Annotated in this window: 26 protein-coding genes; 5 read left to right on the top strand and 21 right to left on the bottom strand. The window is 34.0% G+C overall.

Annotated features, from left to right (window positions below):
* Positions 1 to 17 precede the first annotated feature (17 nt).
* The 13 genes from MJG50_RS14590 to MJG50_RS22340 form a co-directional block, all read right to left on the bottom strand.
* Positions 18 to 1,040, bottom strand: a complete 1,023-nt coding sequence (locus MJG50_RS14590) for a rod shape-determining protein (RefSeq protein WP_240256480.1) — start codon at positions 1,038 to 1,040, stop codon at positions 18 to 20.
* 264 nt (positions 1,041 to 1,304) lie between these two features.
* The gene (gene radC / locus MJG50_RS14595; protein WP_240256521.1) at positions 1,305 to 1,976 is read right to left on the bottom strand and encodes a RadC family protein; all 672 of its coding nucleotides are present in this window, start codon (positions 1,974 to 1,976) and stop codon (positions 1,305 to 1,307) included.
* A 110-nt stretch (positions 1,977 to 2,086) separates the two neighbouring features.
* The gene (locus MJG50_RS14600; protein WP_240256481.1) at positions 2,087 to 2,653 is read right to left on the bottom strand and encodes a Maf family protein; all 567 of its coding nucleotides are present in this window, start codon (positions 2,651 to 2,653) and stop codon (positions 2,087 to 2,089) included.
* Positions 2,654 to 2,854: 201 nt separating this feature from the next.
* Complete coding sequence (locus MJG50_RS14605; RefSeq protein ID WP_240256482.1) at positions 2,855 to 3,469, bottom strand: hypothetical protein; 615 nt, start codon at positions 3,467 to 3,469, stop codon at positions 2,855 to 2,857.
* 39 nt (positions 3,470 to 3,508) lie between these two features.
* The gene (locus MJG50_RS14610) at positions 3,509 to 4,279 is read right to left on the bottom strand and encodes a hypothetical protein (RefSeq protein WP_240256483.1); all 771 of its coding nucleotides are present in this window, start codon (positions 4,277 to 4,279) and stop codon (positions 3,509 to 3,511) included.
* The gene (locus tag MJG50_RS14615) at positions 4,280 to 4,972 is read right to left on the bottom strand and encodes a PilN domain-containing protein (RefSeq protein WP_240256484.1); all 693 of its coding nucleotides are present in this window, start codon (positions 4,970 to 4,972) and stop codon (positions 4,280 to 4,282) included.
* The gene (pilM, locus tag MJG50_RS14620) at positions 4,972 to 5,946 is read right to left on the bottom strand and encodes a type IV pilus biogenesis protein PilM (RefSeq protein WP_240256485.1); all 975 of its coding nucleotides are present in this window, start codon (positions 5,944 to 5,946) and stop codon (positions 4,972 to 4,974) included. Before pilM (MJG50_RS14620) ends, MJG50_RS14615 begins: the two co-directional genes overlap by 1 nt.
* Positions 5,947 to 5,974: 28 nt before the next feature.
* The gene (locus MJG50_RS14625) at positions 5,975 to 6,733 is read right to left on the bottom strand and encodes a prepilin peptidase (RefSeq protein WP_240256486.1); all 759 of its coding nucleotides are present in this window, start codon (positions 6,731 to 6,733) and stop codon (positions 5,975 to 5,977) included.
* Positions 6,734 to 6,789: 56 nt separating this feature from the next.
* On the bottom strand, positions 6,790 to 7,272 hold the full coding sequence (locus MJG50_RS14630; RefSeq protein WP_431307296.1) for a type II secretion system protein: 483 nt from the start codon (positions 7,270 to 7,272) through the stop codon (positions 6,790 to 6,792).
* 162 nt (positions 7,273 to 7,434) lie between these two features.
* Positions 7,435 to 8,640 carry a type II secretion system F family protein gene (locus MJG50_RS14635; RefSeq protein ID WP_240256488.1) on the bottom strand — a complete coding sequence of 402 codons (1,206 nt, stop codon included), beginning with the start codon at positions 8,638 to 8,640 and terminating at the stop codon, positions 7,435 to 7,437.
* 2 nt (positions 8,641 to 8,642) lie between these two features.
* Complete coding sequence (locus MJG50_RS14640) at positions 8,643 to 9,683, bottom strand: type IV pilus twitching motility protein PilT (protein ID WP_240256489.1); 1,041 nt, start codon at positions 9,681 to 9,683, stop codon at positions 8,643 to 8,645.
* 11 nt (positions 9,684 to 9,694) lie between these two features.
* Positions 9,695 to 11,350: a GspE/PulE family protein gene (locus tag MJG50_RS14645; protein ID WP_240256490.1), complete on the bottom strand. Its 1,656-nt coding sequence runs from the start codon at positions 11,348 to 11,350 to the stop codon at positions 9,695 to 9,697.
* Between the two features lie 25 nt (positions 11,351 to 11,375).
* Positions 11,376 to 12,644 (bottom strand): VanW family protein, encoded by a 1,269-nt coding sequence (locus MJG50_RS22340; RefSeq protein WP_240256491.1) that lies wholly within the window; start codon positions 12,642 to 12,644, stop codon positions 11,376 to 11,378.
* 331 nt (positions 12,645 to 12,975) lie between these two features.
* Here MJG50_RS22340 and MJG50_RS14655 point away from each other — a divergent pair, with 331 nt between their 5' ends.
* Genes MJG50_RS14655 through MJG50_RS14665 form a run of 3 tightly spaced genes read left to right on the top strand, consistent with a single transcriptional unit; the run spans position 12,976 to position 15,458 of the window.
* Positions 12,976 to 13,446, top strand: a complete 471-nt coding sequence (locus MJG50_RS14655) for a type IV pilus modification PilV family protein (protein ID WP_240256492.1) — start codon at positions 12,976 to 12,978, stop codon at positions 13,444 to 13,446.
* On the top strand, positions 13,433 to 13,849 hold the full coding sequence (locus MJG50_RS14660) for a prepilin-type N-terminal cleavage/methylation domain-containing protein (protein ID WP_240256493.1): 417 nt from the start codon (positions 13,433 to 13,435) through the stop codon (positions 13,847 to 13,849). The genes MJG50_RS14655 and MJG50_RS14660 overlap by 14 nt, the downstream gene beginning before the upstream one ends.
* Before the next feature lie 4 nt (positions 13,850 to 13,853).
* Positions 13,854 to 15,458 (top strand): pilus assembly PilX N-terminal domain-containing protein, encoded by a 1,605-nt coding sequence (locus MJG50_RS14665; protein ID WP_240256494.1) that lies wholly within the window; start codon positions 13,854 to 13,856, stop codon positions 15,456 to 15,458.
* A gap of 82 nt (positions 15,459 to 15,540) precedes the next feature.
* Here the strand turns inward: MJG50_RS14665 and MJG50_RS14670 are convergent, their stop codons facing one another.
* The 8 genes from MJG50_RS14670 to MJG50_RS14705 form a co-directional block, all read right to left on the bottom strand.
* Positions 15,541 to 16,596: an SPOR domain-containing protein gene (locus tag MJG50_RS14670; protein ID WP_240256495.1), complete on the bottom strand. Its 1,056-nt coding sequence runs from the start codon at positions 16,594 to 16,596 to the stop codon at positions 15,541 to 15,543.
* Between the two features lie 134 nt (positions 16,597 to 16,730).
* Positions 16,731 to 17,438, bottom strand: coding sequence for a pilus assembly protein PilO (locus MJG50_RS14675; protein ID WP_240256496.1), 708 nt, complete (start codon positions 17,436 to 17,438; stop codon positions 16,731 to 16,733).
* 2 nt (positions 17,439 to 17,440) lie between these two features.
* The gene (locus tag MJG50_RS14680; protein ID WP_240256497.1) at positions 17,441 to 18,118 is read right to left on the bottom strand and encodes a PilN domain-containing protein; all 678 of its coding nucleotides are present in this window, start codon (positions 18,116 to 18,118) and stop codon (positions 17,441 to 17,443) included.
* Positions 18,119 to 18,120: 2 nt separating this feature from the next.
* Positions 18,121 to 19,092 carry a type IV pilus biogenesis protein PilM gene (pilM, locus tag MJG50_RS14685; protein WP_240256498.1) on the bottom strand — a complete coding sequence of 324 codons (972 nt, stop codon included), beginning with the start codon at positions 19,090 to 19,092 and terminating at the stop codon, positions 18,121 to 18,123.
* A 73-nt stretch (positions 19,093 to 19,165) separates the two neighbouring features.
* Positions 19,166 to 19,654: a competence type IV pilus major pilin ComGC gene (locus MJG50_RS14690; protein WP_240256499.1), complete on the bottom strand. Its 489-nt coding sequence runs from the start codon at positions 19,652 to 19,654 to the stop codon at positions 19,166 to 19,168.
* 23 nt (positions 19,655 to 19,677) lie between these two features.
* Positions 19,678 to 20,883: a type II secretion system F family protein gene (locus tag MJG50_RS14695; protein WP_240256500.1), complete on the bottom strand. Its 1,206-nt coding sequence runs from the start codon at positions 20,881 to 20,883 to the stop codon at positions 19,678 to 19,680.
* Positions 20,884 to 20,885: 2 nt separating this feature from the next.
* Positions 20,886 to 21,926 carry a type IV pilus twitching motility protein PilT gene (locus tag MJG50_RS14700; RefSeq protein ID WP_240256501.1) on the bottom strand — a complete coding sequence of 347 codons (1,041 nt, stop codon included), beginning with the start codon at positions 21,924 to 21,926 and terminating at the stop codon, positions 20,886 to 20,888.
* A gap of 11 nt (positions 21,927 to 21,937) precedes the next feature.
* Positions 21,938 to 23,593 (bottom strand): GspE/PulE family protein, encoded by a 1,656-nt coding sequence (locus tag MJG50_RS14705; protein ID WP_240256502.1) that lies wholly within the window; start codon positions 23,591 to 23,593, stop codon positions 21,938 to 21,940.
* 192 nt (positions 23,594 to 23,785) lie between these two features.
* Between MJG50_RS14705 and MJG50_RS14710 the strand changes: the two genes are divergently transcribed.
* Both MJG50_RS14710 and MJG50_RS14715 read left to right on the top strand, forming a co-directional pair.
* Complete coding sequence (locus MJG50_RS14710; RefSeq protein WP_240256503.1) at positions 23,786 to 24,265, top strand: hypothetical protein; 480 nt, start codon at positions 23,786 to 23,788, stop codon at positions 24,263 to 24,265.
* On the top strand, positions 24,252 to 24,689 hold the full coding sequence (locus tag MJG50_RS14715; RefSeq protein ID WP_240256504.1) for a prepilin-type N-terminal cleavage/methylation domain-containing protein: 438 nt from the start codon (positions 24,252 to 24,254) through the stop codon (positions 24,687 to 24,689). Before MJG50_RS14710 ends, MJG50_RS14715 begins: the two co-directional genes overlap by 14 nt.
* Positions 24,690 to 24,692: the final 3 nt, after the last annotated feature.

The following is a 24,692-nucleotide window of genomic DNA, read 5'->3' on the forward strand; positions in this document are numbered from 1 at the left end:
ACCTAAACATTCTATTTTTATCTATAGTCTTTTGTTTTACCTTTAAATAAGTGAATATGATCTAATGCTTTACCAGTACCAATCGCTACACAATCTAATGGGTTTTCTGCAATTAAGACCGGCATACTTGTTTCTTCACTAATTACCTTATCTAAATTTCGTAATAATGCTCCGCCACCGGCCAATACAATACCGCGATCCATAATATCTGCTGCAAGCTCAGGTGGTGTCTTTTCTAGCGTATTTTTTACTGCTTCCACAATCGCATAAACGGTATCATGTAATGCTGCAGATATTTCTTCAGCAGTAATTTCAATTGTTTTTGGAAGTCCAGTTAATAAATCTCTTCCCCTGATTTCCATATTTTCGACACCTTCAGGTGAACCTGCCGAACCAATTTCAACCTTAATTGCCTCTGCAGTACGATCACCGATCATTAAGTTATACGTTTTGCGGATATATTGGATAATCGCATCGTCCATTTCATCACCAGCAACACGAATCGATTGGCTCGTAACAATCCCACCTAACGATATAATCGCAACCTCAGTTGTGCCACCACCAATATCAACAATCATACTACCGGTAGGTTCCCATACAGGTAGGTTTGCACCGATTGCTGCAGCAAAAGGTTCTTCAATTGGGTATGCATCCCTTGCCCCAGCTTGTCTTGATGCATCAATAACAGCACGTTGCTCTACAGCTGTAATCCCTGAAGGCACACAAACCATAATATATGGCTTTCTTGCAAACATACCTTTACTATTTCCGGCTGAATTTATGTAATATTTTATCATCGCCAACGTTGTTTCAAAGTCAGCTATGACACCATCCTTCATTGGACGAAGTGCAACAACATTTCCAGGGGTACGACCAATCATATTCTTTGCATCATTTCCAACTGCAACAATTTGCTTTGTATCAGTTTTCATGGCCACTACTGATGGCTCCCTAACAGCAATTCCCTTTCCTTTTACAAAAACAAGCGTATTTGCTGTTCCTAAATCTATTCCAAGGTCTCGAGTACCAATTCCAAACATAAGATGTATCTTCCTTTCTGATACGAAATGCTAAAGTAAAATTATATGAAGTTGAAAAAACTCATAACAAATATTATAACGTACTATATAAAAAAAATATAGTATAGGTTGTTCAAAATGTCCGGTAAAAATGACACATCGAATTTCTTCGTTGGCTTGCTTTTCCGCTGCTCACGTATACACTACATACGTTCCACTGCTCAAAGCTTCACCGCCTCGAACTTCTCGGTCCTTTTTATCCTCCTTTTGAACCATAATTAGTAGTTACACATACCCTTTTTCCTTAAGACTAACAAATTTATGCTCACCAATGATTAAATGATCCAAAAGCTCTATCCCAATAATTTTACCACATTCGACAAGTCTCTTCGTCACCTCTATATCCTCCCTACTCGGTGCTGGATCTCCGGAAGGATGGTTATGGATTGCGATTATTGATGCTGCTGAGCGTCTGAATGCCTCTTTATATACCTCCCTTGGGTGCACAATAGACGCATTTAAACTACCGATAAAAATAGTTTGGCGATGAATAACTTGATTCTTAGTATTAAGATAAAGGCATACAAAATGTTCCTGACTCAGAAAACGCATGTCTTCCATTACATATCTTGCACCATCTTCTGGGGATCTAATAACATATCGATCCTCATATTGCAGCTTACCTATTCTACGGCCAAGCTCAATTGATGCCATTATTTGAACAGCCTTCGCAATGCCAATCCCTTTTATCATCGTAATCTCTTCGACTGAAGCATCTTTAAGGAGACGCAAGCCTTCAAAATGTTGGAGTAATCGATTGGAGAGTTGAAGGACAGATTCCTCTTTTGTCCCTGTTCTTAATAAAATAGCTAATAATTCATGATTAGAAAGACTTTCAGGACCATCTGAAATTAATCGTTCCCTTGGTCTTTCCTCCTGTGGAAAATCCCGAATCATAAGTGCTGACGAATTCAAACCGGTTCCTCCTATCTATTTATTAGATACTTGGATCCGACAATCATTTTATAGCGGAAGTTCTATAAGTGTGATATTTCCTTCTTTTAGAACTAGCATTTAAACCCTAATTTTCTTAACTCCCGCAATGTCCTTGAGACTGGGAGACCAACAACAGAAAAATAGTCGCCACTTATGTGTTTCACGAGTGCAGATCCAAGCTCTTGAATTCCATATGAACCTGCTTTGTCCTTTGGTTCGCCAGTTGCAACATATTTAGTAATTTCATCCTCGGATAAATCCCAAAATGTCACTTCTGTTTTTTCGAAAAATGTTGTAGATTTGTCTTGATAGATGATTGCAACCCCAGTTATCACTTCATGCGTGTTATTCGATAATTTTTTTAGCACTTCAATTGATTCTGCCTCATTTTTAGGTTTTCCTAAGATTTGATTTTGAAACAATACGATTGTATCAGCACCAATAACGTAAGAATCAGGATACTGATTAGCGACTGCTTTTGCTTTTTGATACGCAAGTGACATAACCATTTCCTCTGGTTTAAGATTAGAATCGATGATCTCATCAATATTACTGACGAATATATCAAAGGAAAGTTGCAAATTACTAAGAAGTTCTTTTCGACGTGGAGAGCCAGAGGCTAAGACGAGGTGTTGCATATAATCACCCTTTACCATTAATCAGATTTGGAAGATACACTTGTATCGTAACAAAACTGAGATCAATATACAATTTACTAAAATTGAGTTTTTAACATACAAAATAGTTAGTAGAATTTTAATTCTTTATGGGAATTTTAGATTAACACAATAAAAAGGAAAGGAGAATCCTATGCTCCTTTCCAAAATTGAAAGTATTCATCAAAAATTTATTTTCTGAATTCTACTTTCCTCTTGTTCTAAATCATTATTTTCAATATGTTCTGTAGTACTTGCTACCTCTACCATTCCTATTTCCAGCTCATTATTCTGATTAGGATGATCAAATAATTCTAGTTCTTCTATTAATGCTTCAAGTTCATATTTCGATTCTGGTTCAGATACTTGTTCCTGCCTTAGGTCTTCTAACTCATTATCCAATTGTTGGATAGATACATTTGACTCAACTTTGTTATTTTTAATGAAATAACGATTTTCTTCATCAAAATTCTTTTCAAAAACTTTATCCTTTATATCTTCCACCAAATCAAATTTTATTACTTTTTTACTTGACTCTTTAAAGGCTTCCTTTTTTACGAAAATTTTAGAACCAAATCGATTTTCTATGAAATATGTAATTACGCCAATTAATAGGACTATTATAATAATTATTTGCCATATATTTAGTACTGTTTTTGCTGCTATTCCTAAGATTGATATCAAAAATGTAATACCGAAAAGAAATACTTTCCCAGATTTATTTAATCCAAGTGGAAACACAAACATAACTGGAATAAATAAAATAAGAGCTAAAAATGCTAACAAATATGGTACCATTTCCTCACCTCTTCTATAAAGAAAAAACCTAATACCGCATTATTCCCCGTCTTTTATATCATCTAAGCCTACTGCTAGCGGGTTCTTCTTGTTACTAGGATCTGGAATTTCAATTTTCGGTGTGTCACCCTCTAGTTCTACTAGTTCAGGCATATAAAAAGTTGAAATCGTTACGTTAAATATAAGTGGCGAAGACTCTTGATTTAATGAAAAAAGCTCAGGTCTCCCTGTAAAACTCAATGTATTTACTTTCGTAATTCTTGTTTGATGCTCAATTGTTGAAATAAACTTCTCCAGTTCATAATAACTTGGAGCTTCCACATTTAAAGTAATGACAATCTGTTTCAGACTATTAGCTAATGTAGGATCATTATTAATAGGCTGTTTCGTCTTATCGCTAGAACCTACATTTGTATTCTCTGTCGCAGAATCAGAATTCGAATTTTCTTCATTAGTTTCTGATGTAGCAGCAATCGATGTGTCATTTTCACTAAAAGTCATATCCGAAATTATACTTCCTGATACTGTCTCTGCACGTTCAAGGTCCAATATTAATTGTTCCACTAAAGGGATCACAGGAATTTTCTTCTGTATCTCCGTAGAACTAATAACTGGCTTATCCATCGTTTTCCGCTTCTCCACAACAACCTCAAACAACTTTTCTTCTATTTTCAAATCATTTTGAAGTTGTTTATTAGCTGTTTTTATTGGCTCTACTTTTAAATAATATAATAATGAAATGCTCCCAATAATTAAAATAATCACAAATAATAAAGTAATAAGTTGCTTTCTCGTGAAACGGAGAGTCATTTATTTCCCCTCCCTTTGAACGGATTTTAAGTATTCTTTATTAATTGTCAATTCTAATGACGCAACATATCTTGGGAGATATTCACCATTTTTAATCCCATTGTTTTTTGCATTAACATCGGCTGATTCTTCTATATTCTTGGTTTCTTCTTGATTTACTTCTTTTTCTTTACTTTCACTATCTTCTTTCTGTTGAGAAACTGTTTGTCCATCAATCGAATTCGCTGTAACTGAATTTAGTGTAGTCTTCGTGATAAAGGGTGACTCATTTAATAACCCCACATAATGAGCCACTTCTCTTTTTGTATCAAATTGAACGACTATCGATACTACACCATCCTCTACATATGAAAAGGTTTGAAAAAAGCCACGTTCAGACAGTAATCCCGTTAAATGATTTAATAATGGAACAGTCTCAATAAAATAATCATCTGCCCATTGCACAGCCTTTTCAAGCTTAATCACATCAGATGAATCTTGATCTGTTGCATACTTCATCTCTTCCTCAGCACGTTTTTTCTGCAAAATAGTAATCTGAGAGGTTAATTGTTTCTCATTTGATACTACTTTTTCATGTTGGAAAAATAAAAATAATCCCCCACTTAAAATGATTAGTAAAATAATAATTATTAATAGTAAAACGGTTCGATTTTTATTTTCTTTCTTAGGAAGCAAATTAATATCGACTAACATTACTGCACCTCTTTCAGTGCTAGTCCTAAAGGAAGATAATATTGAACTGGCAGCTCAACTTGTGTTTCTAATATTTGAACTGGAATTTCAAATCTCTCAAATAATGTAGACATTAACACATGGAGATATGGATGATCACCACTCATTAAAATATTGGTTACTTGTTCATTACCTTGTCTAATATTAAATCGATAAAAATTCAAGACATGCTCAATTTCCTTCATAATCTCGTCAATAATCATTTCAATTGCTTGATTAGGATTAACCCACTGAATTTCTGCACTTGTATTTTCAGGATTTTGACGAATATCCCAATCATCAATAGTCGAATCTATGGGAAGATGTCTCATAAATACAGGTAAATGTTGATTAAATATCGATAGATTGACAGTTTGCAGATCAAATTGAAGCAGCATTGTGTGATCAACTGCATCTACTTTTTCATAAAAATAAAATAGACGATACATACAAAGTGGTGATATATCGGCCGCTATCGGTCTTAGTGCAACCTCCTCAAGCAATGTTGCATAGTCTTGAGCGATCTCTTGGGGGGCTGCAAACATTAACACTACTTTTTTATTGTCTTCTTCACCTAATTTGATAAAATCAATAACTGGTTCATCAAAAGGCAAATGGATTGACCCACCTAATTCAAGATACAAATAGCCTAAAATCTCATCATCTTTTATTTCAATTGGAATTGATGTTTTTCGGATTACAACAAATGAATCTGGGATGACGAAACGTACTTCCTTTTTTTTTATTCCCCAATCTGTTACACATTCTTCAAGAATTAGTTGTAGGGTATCGCGACCTATTATTTTACCTTCGTGGATAATTCCTTTAGGAAGATAACGTTCTCGGAAGTTCCGAATCGTTAAGGGATTCGTTTGTTTTGCACCCACATAACGGATTACATGGTCTTTAATAACTATATTTGCAATTTGATTTGAGTGAAGTAAAGTAAAAGCCATATAGAAATCCCCTTATAAATAATATCAATTATCCGATGACAAATTGTAGATACCAGTCTAGTAAATCATTACCGAGGAAATAAGCAATTAATGTGCCGACAACAATAGCAGGACCGAATGGCATTGGCTTACCTTTTTTCACTTTTCCTATTACCATACCGATAACGCCGATAATTGTTCCGACAATCGTTGCGAAAAAGAATGAAAGGAGCACAAGCTTCCAACCAAGTGCCAAGCCGATAACAGCATATAGTTTAATATCCCCTCCACCCATACCTCCTTTGCTTACGATCGCAATTAAATAGAGGAGTATGAATCCTACTGCACTTCCTACAACCATATCCCACCATGGTGTAAGTGGAATAAAAAACCGTTCAAGTAAAAGTAATGATCCAAAAAACAGAAGAACCTTATCTGGAATAATCATGTAGGTAACGTCTGAAACAAACACAATCATCAAAAGAGAGATTAATGTCCAAGTTATAATCAATTCTTTTGACCAGCCCACCAACAATGGTGAAATCGTGAAAAGAATTGCTGTTATCATTTCAATTGATGGATATAAAGGTGATATTTTTGCTTTGCAAGCTTGACATGACCCCTTTTGAAATAGGAATGAGAAAACCGGGATAAGTTCTTTTGCAGTAAGCGCATGTTTGCATTTTGGGCATGCTGAACGTGGCCTAATGATTGATTCTCCATTAGGAATTCGGAGACCGACAACATTAAAGAAAGATCCTAGAACTAAGCCGTAAAGAAATATAATGATATAAAAAAGTATGCTCATGATATCGTTCCTTTTTTAAAGAGGACAACCAGAAGGTCGTCCTCGGTAAATTTTTATTATGGTGTATTATCCGTAACTTTTGATCTATCAATATCCCCAATTAATTCTGGCCCTATATGTCTATTTTCTCCTAGTAAGTATACAGAATACTCATATATGGAGGCTTTTTTTGTTATTAAAACATAGGAGGTTGTTGGTGCAGCTTTAAGAGCAATTACATCATCGTCAGATAATTTTGTTGTTCCTTTTGAATAATCTCCACCATCAGGATCAGAAAAAGCATCTAAATACCCACTATCAATTAGATATTCAAGTGGTATATATCTTACACCACTATCTTTAGCTGGTAATAAATCACTATTAGCTGAAACTGCAATCTTTGCTCCACTTACCATTTGCTGTGCATTGGCAATATGAGCGTCTTTTTTTGAATTATCAATGATACCTCCAATACTTGGTACAGCAATAGCTGCAATAATTCCTAATATAACGATAACCGCGAGCAACTCAACCAAAGTTAAACCGTTTTGATTCTTCAAATACTTTTTAAACATCAGTTCCCCTTCTTCCGTTTAATAGTTTGATAGTCGTAGTATATAAGTCCTTGCTACCCCATATTATAATGTAAATTTTGGTAGGTTACATCATCTTTTTTCAAAATTTATCAAATAATGCCACAATTTTCGCTGAATTATCGATTTTTACTGTATTTTGTTAAATATATCGAACATAGGGACCATTATGGAAGTAACGATTGTGCCAACAATCCCACTTAAGACAACTATCATTAATGGCTCGATTAATGATTTTAATTTATCAGTTGCAATTTCAACCTCATCCTCATAAAAGTTAGCTACCTTCCCTAGCATTTCATCTAGTGATCCAGTGCTTTCACCAACAATTATCATTTGTGTAATTAATGGCGGAAATGCCCAGTGTTTTTTCATCGGCACCGTCATTGACCTACCCTTCTCAAGTGAAGCTCTTGATTCCTTAATTACTTCTGCAATCACCTCATTTTCGACAATCGATTCAACAACTGCTAATGCTTGAAGGATTGGCACTGAACTACTTATTAAAGAACTTAATGTTCTTGTCATCCGAGCTAGTACAGACTTTTGTAGCATCTTCCCAAATATCGGCATCTTTAAAATAAAATAATCATAATAAAATTTTGTTTTTTTATTTTGTTTTATAATTACAATTGAAAGATAAAATAAAAAGGCAATTAGGATAAGTAACCACCATTTAGATTGGGTGAATTCACTTGCATGCAGAACAAATTTTGTTATCGCTGGCAATTCTGCTCCGAAATCCGAAAACATCCCAACAAAAGTCGGTACAACCGATGTTAATAAAAAAATGACTACACCAATTGCAACAACACCAATAACCGCAGGGTATGCCATTGCTGATTTTATTTTCTGTTTCGTTTTATGCTGTTTTTCAAAATGGGTTGCTAAACGTTCTAATGTCTCATCTAGTGTACCCCCGACTTCACCAACGCGAACCATATTCGTAAATAAGGTTGAGAATATTTTTTTATGTTTTGCTGTAGCAGTAGAAAGTGAAATACCCTCTCTTAAATCCGCTTCAACCTCGACTAAGGTGCGCCTTAATGCCTTACTACTCGTTTGATTTGCCAATATATCCATAGAATCGACTACCGAAATGCCAGCTTTAATTAAGGTTGAAAATTGACGTAGAAAGATAGTGAAGTCCTGTAATTTCACAGGATTACTAATTGATAAATCCTTTGTTAACAGTGTCTCTGGTACTTCATCTATTTGAATGACACGAATACCGGAGTCGCGTAATTTTATTACAGCTTCTCGTCTTGAAGTTGCATGTATAGTGCCTGATTTCTTACCTTTTGTATCCCGACCTTGATATCTATATCTAGGCATAATTATTCAACCTTCTCCTGTAAAAATGGCCGAGCGATGTCTTTTGCAATCACACCACTATTTATTAAATCACGAATATTACTTTCCAATGTTTGCATCCCTTCAGCTCGACTAGTCTGGATGACATTTCTTATTTGATGATTTTTTTCATTTCGTATTAAGTTAGCGACTGCTGAATTATTAACAAGTATCTCGGCTGCAGCACATCGTCCTTTTCGATTAATCATTGGAAATAGCCGTTGTGAAATAATCGAAACTAAAACAGATGCAAGTTGAATCCTTATTTGACCCTGCTGTGAAACAGGGAAGGCATCAATAATTCGATCAATTGTAGAAGGTGCACTTGATGTATGCAAAGTCCCTAATACGAGATGGCCTGTTTCTGCAGCTGTAATAGCTGTATGAATCGTTTCTAAGTCCCTCATCTCACCTACTAAAATAACATCCGGATCCTGTCTAAGTGCAGCACGAAGACCATTTGCAAAATTCTTCGTATCAAAACCAATTTCCCGTTGATCAATAATACAATTTCCATGTCTATGTAAATATTCAATCGGATCTTCAAGAGTAATAATATGTCTACTCATCGTATGATTCATATAATCAATCATTGCTGCCATTGTTGTAGATTTCCCGCTTCCAGTCGGTCCTGTTACGAGAATTAAGCCCTGCGGCTTCTCAGAAACTCTTTTTAAAATTTGAGGCATACCCAATTCATCAATCGTAGGAATATGTGATGGGACAACCCGAAATGCCAATGCAACACATCCACGTTGTTTATAAGCATTCACTCTAAATCTTGAAACACTAGGAATACCATATGAAAAATCTAATTCACCTTTTTCTTCAAAGCTCGTCCACATTTCATCAGATATAATCGATTTTGCCAATCCTTCTATAGCCGGGGGTAGCAATGTATCCTTGCCATATCTTTTTAAATCACCATGTATTCGAAAAATAGGGGGTACCCCAGCAGTTATATGAATATCAGATGCCTTCAGTTCATGTGCCGTACGCAAAATAAAATCAATTTTTTCTCTCATTATGTTCCCACCTATTCAGCAAATGCAACCCGGAGAATCTCCTCAGTTGTGGTAATACCTTGTTTCACCTTTAATAGCCCATCATCAATCAAAAAAATCATTTTATTTTTTATAGCGATTTCACGTAATTTTGAAAATGATTCAATATTCATGATCACTCTACGCATTTCATCATTAATTTCAAGTAATTCATGTATGGCAACCCGGCCTTTATAACCTGTCATATTACATGTTCCACAGCCTCTGCCACGGATGATTTCCTCAATTCTAATGCCATGCTTTGCAAAAATTTCAAGTTCGCGTTTTGTCGGTTCATGTGCTTCCGCACAATCTCGACATACCCTACGAACAAGCCGTTGTGAAACAACACCTGTTAACGATGATGCAACTAAAAATGGTTCAACACCCATATCAATTAATCGCGTAATTGTCCCTAATGAATCATTCGTATGCAGTGTACTTAATACTAGATGTCCAGTTAAAGATGCCCTAACTGCAATATCAGCTGTCTCACGATCACGAATTTCCCCGACCATAATAATATTTGGATCCTGTCGTAAAATAGCACGAAGTCCTGTTGCAAATGTCATTCCAATATTTGAATTAACATGAATTTGGTTTACACCTTCTAATTGGTACTCTACAGGATCTTCAATTGTTATAATATTTACATCCTCAGAGTTCAATTTATTAAGTGCTGCATATAATGTTGATGATTTTCCAGACCCCGTAGGTCCAGTCAGAAGAATAATTCCTGTTGGACGTTCAATTAATTTCATAAAACGCTGTAAATTAACTTTATTAAACCCAAGATGTTGAAGATCATTCAATTGATTACTTAAATCTAAAACCCTCATTACAATTTTTTCACCATAAACCGTTGGCAATGTCGAAATCCTTAAATCAACCGGGTGGAAATCTAGATTCATTTTTATCCTTCCATCTTGTGGAATGCGATTTTCCGTTATATCTAAATTAGCCATAATTTTTATTCTTGCAGTTAATACATTTTGCATATTTTTCGGTAGGATTCGTTCTGTCCGTAGAACACCATCAATACGATAACGTAGTGCAACCTTTGTTTCTTGTGGATCGATGTGAATATCACTTGCACGAAGTTGAACAGCATTTAATAAAATTTGATTAACAAGCTTCACGACAGGTGAGTCTTCATTGGTGATACGTTCCTTTTGTGCTTCCTCTGGGATATCATCCATAAATTCAATGATTCCTTCACCTAGATCATAATATTTATTAATAGCGTTATATATTTCATCCTTCGTAGCTATAGCTGTCTCAATTTGAAATCCAGTTGTTAGCCTAACATCTTCGATTGCAAAAAAATCAAGTGGATCTGACATTGCTATAAAAAGCTTATCCCCTTCTCTTTTCAGAGGCATTAAGTTATATCTTCTAGCAATTTCCTTTGACACTAATGAAGTTAAGCTAGAATCAATTGGATAACGAAAAAGGCTTATGTGAGGAATTCCAAGTTGAAATTCTAAAACCTCAATTAGTTGTTGTTCAGTAATAAATCGTTTTTGTAATAATACGTCTCCAATTCTTTGTTTCTCTGTTTTATCACGTAAAGCTTCTTGTAATTGTATTTCTGTAATTAAGCCCGTATCAACTAATAAATCACCAATTTTTTTTCGGGTTTTTCTCATGCTATATCACCCCTATTTCGACAATTTATTTTTCATCAACCGTCCCGCCCCACAAACTATCATCCTCACTGTTATCTTCATTAATATGAGTGCTATCAGGAACCTCTACATTAGAATCGTGAGAAGACTCTTGGTTAGACTCCTCGATATTGGGATCAGGAATTAAAATACTGCTTACTTTTACTCGTGGAATAGGAGCATAGTAATCTTGTGAAATTTTTATTTTTTCTATTTCATAGTTATTGTCTCGAATTGAGCGATACACAGTACCAATTTGGCCTTTTTCACCAGCTTCTTTAATTTCTTCTTTCCCTAGTTGCAGTAAGCTAGAGTATTGTATGATTGTTTTAGGGCTATATAACTGACTATCCTCAACTGTAATCTCATATTCATTTGGAAGTTCCGCACCAATTAATTCTATTTCCAAACCCTCATCTACTAATGAGAATAAGAGTTTATATTTGTAGGAGTTCACATTATAAATAATAATATCCTTATTTCCTTGGACTACTTTCGCATCAAAACCAAATTTTGCATACTCAGGTAAACGATCGCTAGTATGACGTTCAATTATTTTAAAATTTGTAGGTAAAATTGTTTCATATATTCCAGTTGCAACGACGCTTAAAGCATCATCTGTAAATGTTACTCCACTTTCGGTAACAAATGTTTCAAGAGAAAATACTTGTAATGGGTCAATATTAATTTCACCAATTTCCTTAACCCATTTACTCATCTCAGTTTCATCTTTAATATTAGTAATAATAGCTTTAGAAACGGTATGTGTTTCATCTACTTGTAGATAATTAACTAGATTTATTTCAATCGTTTCTGATGTTAGTAATGATGCCCTATTCTCTATTTCATTTAGTAATTCTTCTATTTTCATATGATTAAATTCTTTAGCGATAAGAGATTCGGTCGTTTCCTCAATAAACTCCTTATTAACAACAGCAGTTATAGGATTTGGTCCACTATTCTTGGCAGTATGAACAATCTCAATTAACGGAAATTCAACTAAGTCATATTTAGCAATCTCTTCTTTTCGATCACCGAATACTAAAATAATATTCCCGAGCTGCTCCCAACTATTAATCTCAGATTGAAGTTGTTTAACTGCTTCATCCTTAGAAAGTCCTGACACATCAATAGGACCAATCATTGTCCCATTTCCAAAGATTTCACCTGAAAAATAAGTGTCATAGGTTGAAGCACCAACGTGTGAAAGCGTAAACACAAATGCTGTACATGCAACCATAAAAACAAATATTTTAAACTTAATCTTGTATCTCACACATACACAGCCCTTTCAATGACACTCTCATCATATATTTTTTTCTACTTCAATTACATCAAATCTAGGTATAACATCATAATTTTCTGAAGAAAATTAATATCTTGTTACAGTAAAAATAGTTATAAATGGCTATTTACAAATAAAGAGATAGTAATTTTATTCTATATGAAAAAAGAAAATTAATAAAGTCGAATAAGCATGAATTTTACAATATTACGTAATTTTAGCAATATTTTATCTACAGCTTTAATAATATGTCGTATAATAGTAGAAATAGGTAAAAAGTAGTGATTAATATATGTTAGAAATTAAAGGATGAGCATACCCGATGAATATCTCATTAAAAAATATCACTTCACAAAAAGGGATTACATTAGTAGAAATTTTAGCTTCAATAGTTATTCTTACAATTATTATTTTTACTTTCTTATCAATGTACATTCACTCCGCTAAAACGAATAAAATTTCCAAAGATATTCTAGATGCAACTTATGTAGCTCAAAGTCAAATAGAGTCTATTTATAATATAAGTAATAATACTAATCTTATTGATGGCTTATCGGCATTACACACTAATCTAGGATTTAAATCAAATGGAGCAGATTGTAATACTGGCTGTGAGTTTGATAAACAGGAGAATGGTTATTATATCTTGTTATCGATTAGTGGTGAAAGCAATGATTTATATAAAGTGATTATTAACGTATTCAATAATCCTTCAATGGAACAGAAGGAGGCCCAAATTGAAACATTATTATCCTGGAAAAAAGCTGAGGTTGAATCAAATGATACGGAATAACAAAGGTGTAACCTTGGTTGAAGTTATTGTAGTTGTTGCATTATTATCAATGGTTCTGCTTCTCATAAATGCTGTCAATATTTTTGGCCATAAGCAACTATCAAATCAATCTTCTCATATCGAAAATCAATCAAACGCTAGGCTAGCAATAAATATACTTACAAAAGAGATTCGAAGTGCAAAAACAGTAAATGTGTTAGACAATGTATTAACAATCAACGACAGCGATACATATACACTTGATGATTATTCGATTATGAAAAATGATAATGTCTTGATCTCAAATATTTATGAATTAAAAATAAAAATGCAAAATAATAAAATAAATTTAAAGGTTACAAGTAATGAAGGAGGAAATCAGCATTCCATATCTCTTTCAACTATTATCTATTTAAGGGAGTGAAATCATGTTCGGTTCATTTCGACAGAATAAATATTTAAAAAATGAGCATGGTCTTTCATTATTCATAGTATTGCTTGTATTAGTAGTTGTCTCAATTATGGGAATTAGCTTAATGGGGATGGCTGCTTCAAATGTCAAAATGAGCACAAGTGATCGTGAATATCAATCCACCTTCTATATTGCCGAGGCCGGTGCAAACAAGGTAATGAGTGAAATAAAGATTAAATTAGAGGAATTATATAACGATATTCAAAGTAAATATAAAGAATCTGAAAGAGAAGAAATCTATTTATACCAGGCAAAAGTCCTATTAAATGGTTTCGTATTAGATGAGTATAAGTATGTAAATGCTAAGGCACAAACAATAACAAGATATGACAATTTTTCTGAAACATTTAATGAGGAACCATATGCAGACGTAGCAGTTAAGGAGATAGGAGCAAACGAATATGCATTAACATCAGCAGGAATAATTGGAAATCGCACTCGGACTGTTGAAACTACCTTTAAAGTAGAATGGGCCTCAAAAGGACCATCGCCTTCGCCCATTTTTAATGATAGGGTTGTATATTCAGATTCTTGTATCATACTAGAAGGTAGTGCAAGTATAGTTGGTAATGTTGGTTTAAATGGAAATTTGAGTTCAACTACAAAATGCACGAATAATTCCCCACTTATCACTATATCAGGCGGTAATAATGATAGGATTAGTGGAAATATATATATAAGTAAAGAAGCACAAAATAATGAAATTAAGCTAAATGATAATATTAAGTTGCCAAACCCAGATCCAATAAAGACCGATCCAATAAACTATAAAGAAATGATGCCTCAATTTCCAGTTATTCCAAGCTTTGAATTAGCAAAGGATAAACAAATCGTAAAAAATGATTCAGAAAAATATAATGTTATCTATAATGGGAAACTTAGGATAGATAACTATTTAACCGATCAATATCAACTTGATCTTAATCAAAATCTATACTTTCAGGAAATAAAACTTGAATCTAATTACAATCTTACTATTAATGTGGGAAATTCAGATAAGGAAATTGTTGTTGATCATTTGAATATAAAAAATGGCCATATTAACATAATTGGTTCCGGAAAACTAAAAATATATGTTAAAAATGATATTACATTGGGATCTGGTAGTACAATTAATAAAAAAGGTGACATTCATAATTTGGCCATCTATTTAAAAGGTTCCGGCAATACTTCATCCCCTAAAAATGTAACATTAGCGGGTTCCCAAGAAGTATATGGTTCCTTGTTTGCAGAAGATGCAAATATTAAGTTTACAGCTGGATCCGGTTTTCATGGTCATATTTATACTGGAGGAACTAGCTTTATCATTGATGGAGGTGCTTATGCTTATTCTAAAATGATATTTGCACCAATGGCTAGTTTTCAATTATTGGCAGGTGCTACGATAAAAGGTTCTGTTATCTCAGATTCATTTTATAGTAGTGGTGGGAGCAAAATTACATTTGAAACGATATACGATGATGATCTAATCGAATTACCTCTACCGGAGGATGATACTGAAAATGAATATACACCACCAACTGAACCAATATCAATTATAAGTCCAATAAGAGAAAAATAACTAACATGATGAGGCTGTCTTCAAAAGTCATTTTTCACCGACTTTTTGGACAGCCACAAAATTGAAAATATTCATCAAAAATTTATTTTAATTGACCGACCCATTGTCCATAGTTTTTATAAGCATCGAGTAATGATTGCTGTGATTGCCATAATGCTTTGTCATTATCGCTCTTTTTGTAAGTATGTAAATATTCTTGAGAATTTGAAAGTGAGTTTACGAAATTACTTAATTTTTCATTAACACCTTCAAGTTTTATACTCTTCAATTTTCCATCTAAACCTTCAAGCTGCTTTGATTGTTCTTCACTAATTGCCCCAGTATTGAATGCCTGTGAGGAGATGCTTAGCAACTCCTGAAATACTTCGATGCTATGACTAATTAAATTTGAGTCTGCTACTGGAACAGTTTTATATGAGCCCCCATTTATCACAAATTCCTTAGCAAAATATCCTGTATCCGGATCTGTATATTTACTTTTGAGTCCAGCTAAATCTTCCTTTACTAATCCAGCCCCAATTAACACGTAAAAAAAGCCATCTTGTTCAATCTCAATTGCCGCATAGCCTGCGGCTTTTAGCTCATTAACTATTACATCTGCTGCATCAGCAGTAGAAAATCGCCCCCCTTGAATTACACCTATTGAAAGTGGCTCCAATTGAAATGCACTAGTTTTACCAGCTTTTGCATCACTTTTATCTTCTGGTTTACTTTTTTCATTAGCAGATACTGAAGATGTCGTTGTATTTACTGGTTTTTGATTCGTATCTTTGACAACCATTAAAATCATTATTCCAAATCCGACTCCTATAAAAACGGCTAATATTGTCGTCATTACAATTTGTTTCAAAGTGAAAATTTGGTTGCCCTTTATTCTAGTTGGTCGAATCCCTTTTCTATTAGAACTTATCGCATCACGTAGGTCTTCAATCGGAATTATTGGCCGTTCATCTTTTTGCATCTTTTCATTTTGAATTGATTCATCTGGTAGCACCCATGTGAAATTTTCTTCCTCTTCTCTCGCAGCAGCAATTTCTTCATCTGCTTGGTGAAGTTGGAAATGTTCATTGTTCCTTTCAGGGACAGTTCGCTCTTTCCCGTTTATTTTTATTGAAATTTTATTTTGATGCTTGTCCATTCTTTCACCACCTTCAATCAAATACTCCTCGACTATTTTTACCTATGCTAACATATCCATAAAAAAAAATAACAAGACATTTGTCGTCTTGTTGTAAATGGTTTTCGTCAAATTTTTTAGAAATACTAGCCTTCTTACTCTTTGTCCAAACCAATAGCCAACGGATCCGTCTTATTACTTGGATCTGGTATATCAATTTTTGGAGCATCATCCACAAGGTCAACTAGATCAGGCATATATAACGATGAAATTGTGACATCAAAATTAAGTGAAGTTGGTTCTTGATTCACCGAATAAAGCTCAGGTCTTCCAGTAAAATTCAAAGAATTAACTTTTGTGATCCTCGTTTGGTGCTCAATAGTAGCTAAGAAATCTTCAAGTTCATGGTAACTTGGAGATTCTACAGTTAAAGTTACAATAATCTGTTTTAACGCTTCAGCTATTTCTGGTTCGATAATGATCTGCTGATTTTTCTTTACAACAGTACTTGCGTCTGAATTTATTTGAATTTTATCACCTTCACCAAAAGTCATATTAGTTATTTTACAATTTGATGTAGTCTCAGCACGTTGGAGATCAAGTATTAATTGCTCAACTAACGGTATAACTGGAACTATTTTCTGGACTTCCGTTGAACTTTTGATTGGCTTATCGTTATATTTCTGTTTATCTACTACGGTATCATATAACCTCTTTTCCATTTTTAAGTCTATTCTCAGTTGTTCGTTTGTCGTATGAATAGGCTTTATTTTTATATAGTAAAATAGCGAAAAGCTACCGACTAGTAAAACAATGAGTAGTAGTAAAGTTATAAGTTGTTTTCTCGTAAATTGGAGAGTCATCTTCATTTTCCCTCCCTTTGTATCGATTTCACATATTCCTTATCTATCGTAATTTCTAATGTGGCATAATACCTTGAAAAATAGTCAACCTTATCCATTTCCAACTTAGTATTGACTCCTTGTTTTTCTTCATTTTCATTAGTAGCAACTTTTGAAGCATTCGTTTCAGTAATTGGTGCTTCTTCGACTTCTACATCATCGATTTTTCTTGTTGTCACTGAATTAATTTTTGTTTGTTTGAAATAAGGTGAGTTAGTTAGGGAAGCTAAATAGTAAGCAACTTGATTGTTTGTATCAAATTGAACAATTAATGATATGATCCCATCATCAACGTATGAAAAGGATTGAATATAACCCTGTTCAGGTAATAATGCAGTTAAATGATTTAATAATGGTACTGTCTCAATAAAATAATCATTTGCCCATTTTACAACTTTCTCAAGCTTGATTACATCTGAGGATTCCTGTTCAGTTGCATATCTTTGTTCTACCTTAGCACGTTTTTTTTGAAGCATAGAAATTTCTGAAGATAATTGTTGCTCTGTAATGATTGCTTTTTCATGTTGCATATATAGAAAAATAGTGCCACTGAGCCCAATAAGGAACATAATCATAAAGATAAGATAATTAGCTCGATTTTTATATTCTTTTCTTGCTAATAAATTGATTTCAACTAACATTGCTATCCCTCTTTCAGCGCTAAACCTAATGGTAGCAAAAAGTGAACTGGCAGTTTTTCTAAAGTATCAATCGTCTTAATTGGAAGTTCAAAACGGTCTATTATGGCTGATATCAAATTTGAAAGGTATGGGTGGTCACCACTCATTAAAATATCGGTTACCTGCTCATTACCCTGCCTAATATTAAAGCGATAAAAATTGATTAAATGCTCAATTTCCCTCACAATTTCTTCAATAATGATTTCGACACTTTTGTTATGATTGATCCAGTTAATTTCAGCAATTGTTTGTTCGGGATTTTGACGTATCTCCCAATCGGCAATCGTGGAATCTAATGCAATATGTCTCATAAAAATCGGTAAATGCTCGTGAAATATACTTAAATTTACAGATTGCATATCAAATTGTACGAGTAATGAATGGTTATCAATTTTTGTTTTATTATAAGAGTGAAATAAACGATACATGCATAGAGGAGAAATATCGGCGGCAATTGGTCTTAAAGAAACCTCCTTAAAAAGTGAAGCATAGTCTTGGGAAATTTCACGAGGAGTAGCAAACATTAATACATCCTTATTACGATCCCCTTCCGATATCTTTTTAAAGTCAATGACAGGTTCGTCAAATGGTAAATGGATTGAACTGCCTAGTTCTAATAGCAAATAACCAATTATTTCGTTATCTTTTATATCAATCGGAATTGCTGCTTTTCGTATCACAACAAATGGATCTGGAATTACAAATCGTACTTCTCTTTTTTTGATTTCCCATTCTGAAACACACTCATCCAAAATTAAATGTAATGTATCTCTGTCCATTATTTTACCTTCATTAATTATCCCTTTAGGAATATATCGTTCACGAAAATTTCGAACTGTTAACGGACTGTTTTTTTTTCCTCCAACATAACGAATGACATGGTCCTTTATTATGATATTCGCTATTTGATTTGAGAAAAATAAAGAAAAAGCCATCTTGATAATCCCCTTATATAAAGAGGACAACCAAAGGATCGTCCTCAATTGTTTTTAGTCATTTATATGGAGCTTATTTATCAGCTATTACATCTCTAGTTAAATCATTGGAAGCAATTGGATCACCAGCAGAACCTACAGATCTTTCGGATCCAGCTAAAAATACTGAATAGATATATGTGTTACCGTCTTTTGTAATCCTCACATATGATGTCGTTGGTTGACTTGCTGGGATTTGGTCAAGATTTTCTCCAACTATATATTCGCCCCCATCAGGATCTGTAAATTTATCTAAATATCCTTGGTTTATTAAATACTCAAGTGGCAAATAACTTTCACCACCTTCATTGGATGGAAGTAATTCGCTATTACCAGTTACGGCAATCTTTGCTCCACTTACCATTTGTTGTGCATTTGCAATATGTGCATCTTTCTTAGAATTATCAATAATAGCACCAATACTAGGTACGGCGATTGCAGCGATTATCCCTAAAATTACGATAACTGCAAGCAACTCAACCAAAGTTAAACCCTTCTCATTTTTCACAAGCTTTTTAAGCATATTATCATCCTACCTTATCAGTTTTATTGTATTTTATTGAAGATGTCGAACATTGGAACCATTATTGAAGTAACGATTACTCCAACAATACCACTTAATATGACGATCATTATTGGTTCTATTAATGATTTTAGTTTATCAGTTGCATTTTCTACTTCATCCTCATAAAAGGTTGCTACCTTTCCTAGCATTTCATCAAGTGAACCAGTATTTTCACCAATAACTATCATTTGAGTTATAAGTGGTGGGAACGCCCAATGCTTTTTCATTGGTATCGTCATTGATTTTCCCTTTTCTAAAGAATCACGTGATTGCTTCAATACCCCTGCTACTACTTCATTTTCAACTATCGTTTCAACAACTGCTAAAGTTTGTAGAATAGGAACAGAGCTGCTTAATAAGGAACTTAAAGTTCTCGTCATTCTCGCTAATACCGCTTTCTGTAACATCTTACCGAATACTGGTATTTTCAAAACAAGATAATCATAATAATATTTTGATTCTTTATTTTGCTTAATCATAATTATCGATAAATAAAATAAGAAAAAAATAAGGATTACTACCCACCAATATGATTGCATGAACTCACTTGAGTGAAGAACAAATGTTGTAATTGGTGGGAGGTCTGCCCCAAATCCTGAAAACATCGTAACAAATGTCGGTACGACTGATGTAAGCAAAAAAATAACAACTGCAATTGTAACAACCCCTATCACTGCTGGATATGTCATTGCAGATTTAACTTTTTGTCTAGTTTTATGTTGTTTTTCAAAATGTACCGCTAGACGTTCCAATGTTTCATCTAGAGTTCCTCCAATTTCGCCAACTTTTACCATGTTAGTAAATAGGGTTGAGAAAACTTTTTTATGCTTTGCCGTGGCCTTTGAAAGCGAAATACCTTCACGCAAATCTAATTCAACTTCTACAAGTGCACGTTTCAAAGCTTTACTACTTGATTGACTAGCTAATATCGCCATAGAGTCTACAACAGTAATCCCTGCTTTTATTAGTGTTGAAAATTGTCGTAAAAAGATTGTAAAATCCTGTAGTTTCACAGGATTCCCAATTGACAAATCCTTCGTAAAGAGTGTTTCAGGTACTTCATCCATTTGTATAACTCGAATTCCAGAGTCTCGAAGCTTCGTTATCGCCTCACGTTTAGAGGGTGCATGAACTTTACCAGACCTTTTCCCTTTCGTATCTCGACCTTGATATTTAAATCTAGGCATAATTATTCAACCTTCTCTTGTATAAATGGTCGTGCAATTTCTTTGGCAATCACTCCATTGTTGATTAGCTCATGAATACTATGATCTAATGTCTGCATACCTTCTGCTCGGCTTGTCTGAATGACATTTTTAATTTGATGATTTTTCTCATTGCGTATTAAATTTGCTACCGCTGAATTATTAACGAGAATCTCAGTCGCAGCACGTCTACCACTCCGATCAACTGTAGGAAATAATCGTTGTGAAATAATTGAAACTAATACAGAAGCAAGCTGAATCCTAATTTGTCCCTGCTGTGAAACCGGAAACGCATCAATGATACGATCAATTGTAGATGGTGCACTTGATGTGTGCAAAGTACCCAAAACAAGATGACCCGTCTCTGCTGCTGTAATAGCAGTATGAATTGTTTCCAGGTCTCTCATTTCACCTACTAATATTACATCTGGATCCTGTCTCAGCGCTGCACGTAATCCATTGGCAAAATTCTTAGTATCGAATCCAACTTCACGTTGGTCAATAATGCTGCTGCCATGCTTATGCAAATACTCAATTGGATCCTCTAGTGTAATGATATGTTTACTCATCGAATGATTCATATAATCAATCATAGCAGCCATCGTTGTGGACTTCCCGCTCCCGGTCGGTCCTGTTACTAGTATTAAACCTTGGGGCTTTTCTGATACCCTTTTTAAAATTTGTGGTAGTTTTAATTCCTCAATAGTAGGTATATGTGTTGGTACTACACGGAAGGCGAGAGCGACACATCCGCGTTGTTTATATACATTCACCCGAAATCTTGATACTCCTGGAATTCCATAAGAAAAATCTAATTCACCTTTTTCCTGAAAAATCTCCCACATTTCTTCAGAAATAATTGATTTAGCCAAACCTGCAATAATTTCCGGGATTAAAGATTCTTTGCCATATCTTTGTAAGTCACCATGAATCCGGAAAATAGGAGGAGTACCTGCTGTTATGTGAATGTCAGATGCCTTAAGCTCGTGTGCAGATCGTAAAATAAAATCAATTTTCTCCTTCAAATTTTTCCCACCTATTCAGTATATGTTACGCGAAGAATCTCCTCAGTTGTAGTAACCCCTTGTTTCACCTTGATTAATCCATCGTCAATCAAAAAGATCATTTTATTTTTGATTGCTATTTCACGTAATTTCGAAAAAGATTCTTTATTCATAATAACTTTACGCATTTCATCTTTTATCTCAAGCAATTCATGGATAGCAACACGGCCTTTATAACCGGTCATATTACATGTTCCACAACCTCTTCCACGGTTGATTTTATCAATGTTAATATCATGCTTTGCAAATATTTCAAGTTCTCGTTTTGTCGGTTCCTGTACATTCGCACAATCACGACAAACTCTTCGAACTAGCCGCTGTGATACCACACCCGTTAAAGAAGAAGCAACTAAAAATGGTTCCACACCCATATCAATTAAGCGGGTAATTGTCCCAAAAGAATCATTAGTATGTAATGTACTTAAAACTAAATGCCCTGTTAAAGAAGCTCTGACCGCAATATCGGCAGTCTCGCGATCGCGAATTTCCCCGACCATTATTATGTTTGGATCTTGACGTAAAATTGCACGCAATCCAGTTGCAAATGTCATCCCTACGTTTGGATTAACATGAATTTGATTGATCCCTTCCAATTGGTACTCTACGGGATCTTCAATCGTAATAATATTTACATCCTCCACATTCAACTTATTAAGTGCTGCATAAAGTGTAGATGATTTTCCCGATCCTGTAGGACCGGTAAGTAAAATGATTCCAGTTGGTCGTTCGATTAACTCCTTAAATCGTTGTAAATTGACATTATTAAATCCAAGATTTTGAAGATCATTTAATTGATTGCTTAAATCGAGCACCCTCATTACAATTTTCTCACCAAATACAGTAGGTAATGTCGATATACGCAAATCGACAGGGTGAAATTCAAGATTTATTTTAATCCTTCCATCTTGGGGAACACGATTTTCTGTTATATCCAGATTAGCCATAATCTTGATTCTCGCAATTAATACATTCTGCATATTTTTAGGAAGAGTACGTTCTATGCGTAATACACCATCAATTCGATAGCGTAATGAAACTTTTGTTTCTTGTGGATCAATATGAATATCACTTGCTCTTTGCTGAACTGCGCTTAATAAAATTTGATTTACAAGTTTTACAACAGGGGAGTCGTCATTAATCATACGTTCCTCTTGCACTTCTTCAGGCACATCATTAATAAATTCGTTAATACCTACATTAAGTTCATAATATTTTGTAATTGCACGATATATTTCGTCTTTTGTCGCAATTGCCGTCTCAATTTGAAATCCTGTAGTTAGTCGTAGATCTTCAATTGCAAAAAAGTCTAAAGGGTCAGTCATTGCAACGAATAGTTTATCTCCCTCTCTTTTAAGTGGCATCAGATTATATTTTCGTGCAATTTCCTTAGGTACTATCGCAGTCAGGTTTGAATCAATTGGGTAGCGAAAGAGGCTTACATGCGGAATTCCTAATTGAAATTCTAGGACCTCAATAAGTTGATGTTCAGTTATGAATCCTTTTTGTATCAGCACATCACCAATTTTCTGTGTATCTGATTTATCGCGTAAAGCTTCTTGTAACTGTTCTTCATTTATTAATCCTGTTTCAATTAGTAAGTCACCGATTTTTTTTCGGAATTTTCCCATGTTGTATCACTCCTAATACGACAAAATGATTTCAATCGACCGAACCATCCCATAAGCCATCATTTTTATCACCTTCGATCGAATCATAAATTCATTTGATTCAGATGATACTAGTAATGACTATATTTAATTTCATTAAGTAGATCATTTCTTTATATTTTGTACAATTTAAATTAAAAGGATGATGTCATATTGAACTCCAGGTTTAAATCAATTTTTTCAGAAAAAGGGATAACTTTACTAGAAGTTTTAACATCAATTGTAATTTTAACAATAATTGTAATTACTTTTTTATCAATGTATATTCAATCCGCAAGTACCAATAATGTCTCAAAAGACATATTAGATACTACATATATCGCACAATCAGAAATGGAAGCTATTTATAATATAAATAAAAATGAAATAAATATTACAGATGGATTATCTCGTATACAAAATGGACTAGGTTATCGATTAATTCGAGGGGATTATAATGCTGACTTCAATTTTTATAAAATAGTAAATGATTATTATATTTTGCTATCTATTCAGGCTGAAGGGAATGAAAGTGAATTATATAAGGTAATAATAAATATATTTAATGATTCTTCAATGAGTCAAAAGGAAGCTCAAATTGAAACACTATTCTCCTGGGAAAATTCAAAGGATGTTTCAGATGTTAAGGAATAATAAAGGTGTGACCTTAGTTGAGGTTATCGTAGTTGTTGCACTTTTATCACTCGTGCTAATTCTCATAACTTCGGTGAATATTTTTGGTCATAAACAACTAGCGCAACAATCTTCACAAATAGAAAATCAATCAAATGCGAGAGAAGCAATCAATTTAATTACGAAGGAAATTCGACGAGCTAGCACGGTCGAAGAATTGAAAGATGGAATTTCTATTGATGGCATCAAGTATATATTTGAGGATCATTCGATCAAGAAGAATAATACAATACTAATTTCAAACATTGATGATTTAGAAATAATAATAACAGATGGAGATACGGAAACTGAAGGGAGGACAAAAATTAATATAAAAATTACAAGTAAAGAAGGAAAAAATCAACAATCTGTTACCCTTTCTACAACACTTTATTTAAGGGAGTAGAAT

Source organism: Fredinandcohnia quinoae, from assembly GCF_022427965.1.
In the GTDB taxonomy this organism is placed as follows: Bacteria; Bacillota; Bacilli; order Bacillales; family Bacillaceae_L; genus Ferdinandcohnia; species Ferdinandcohnia quinoae.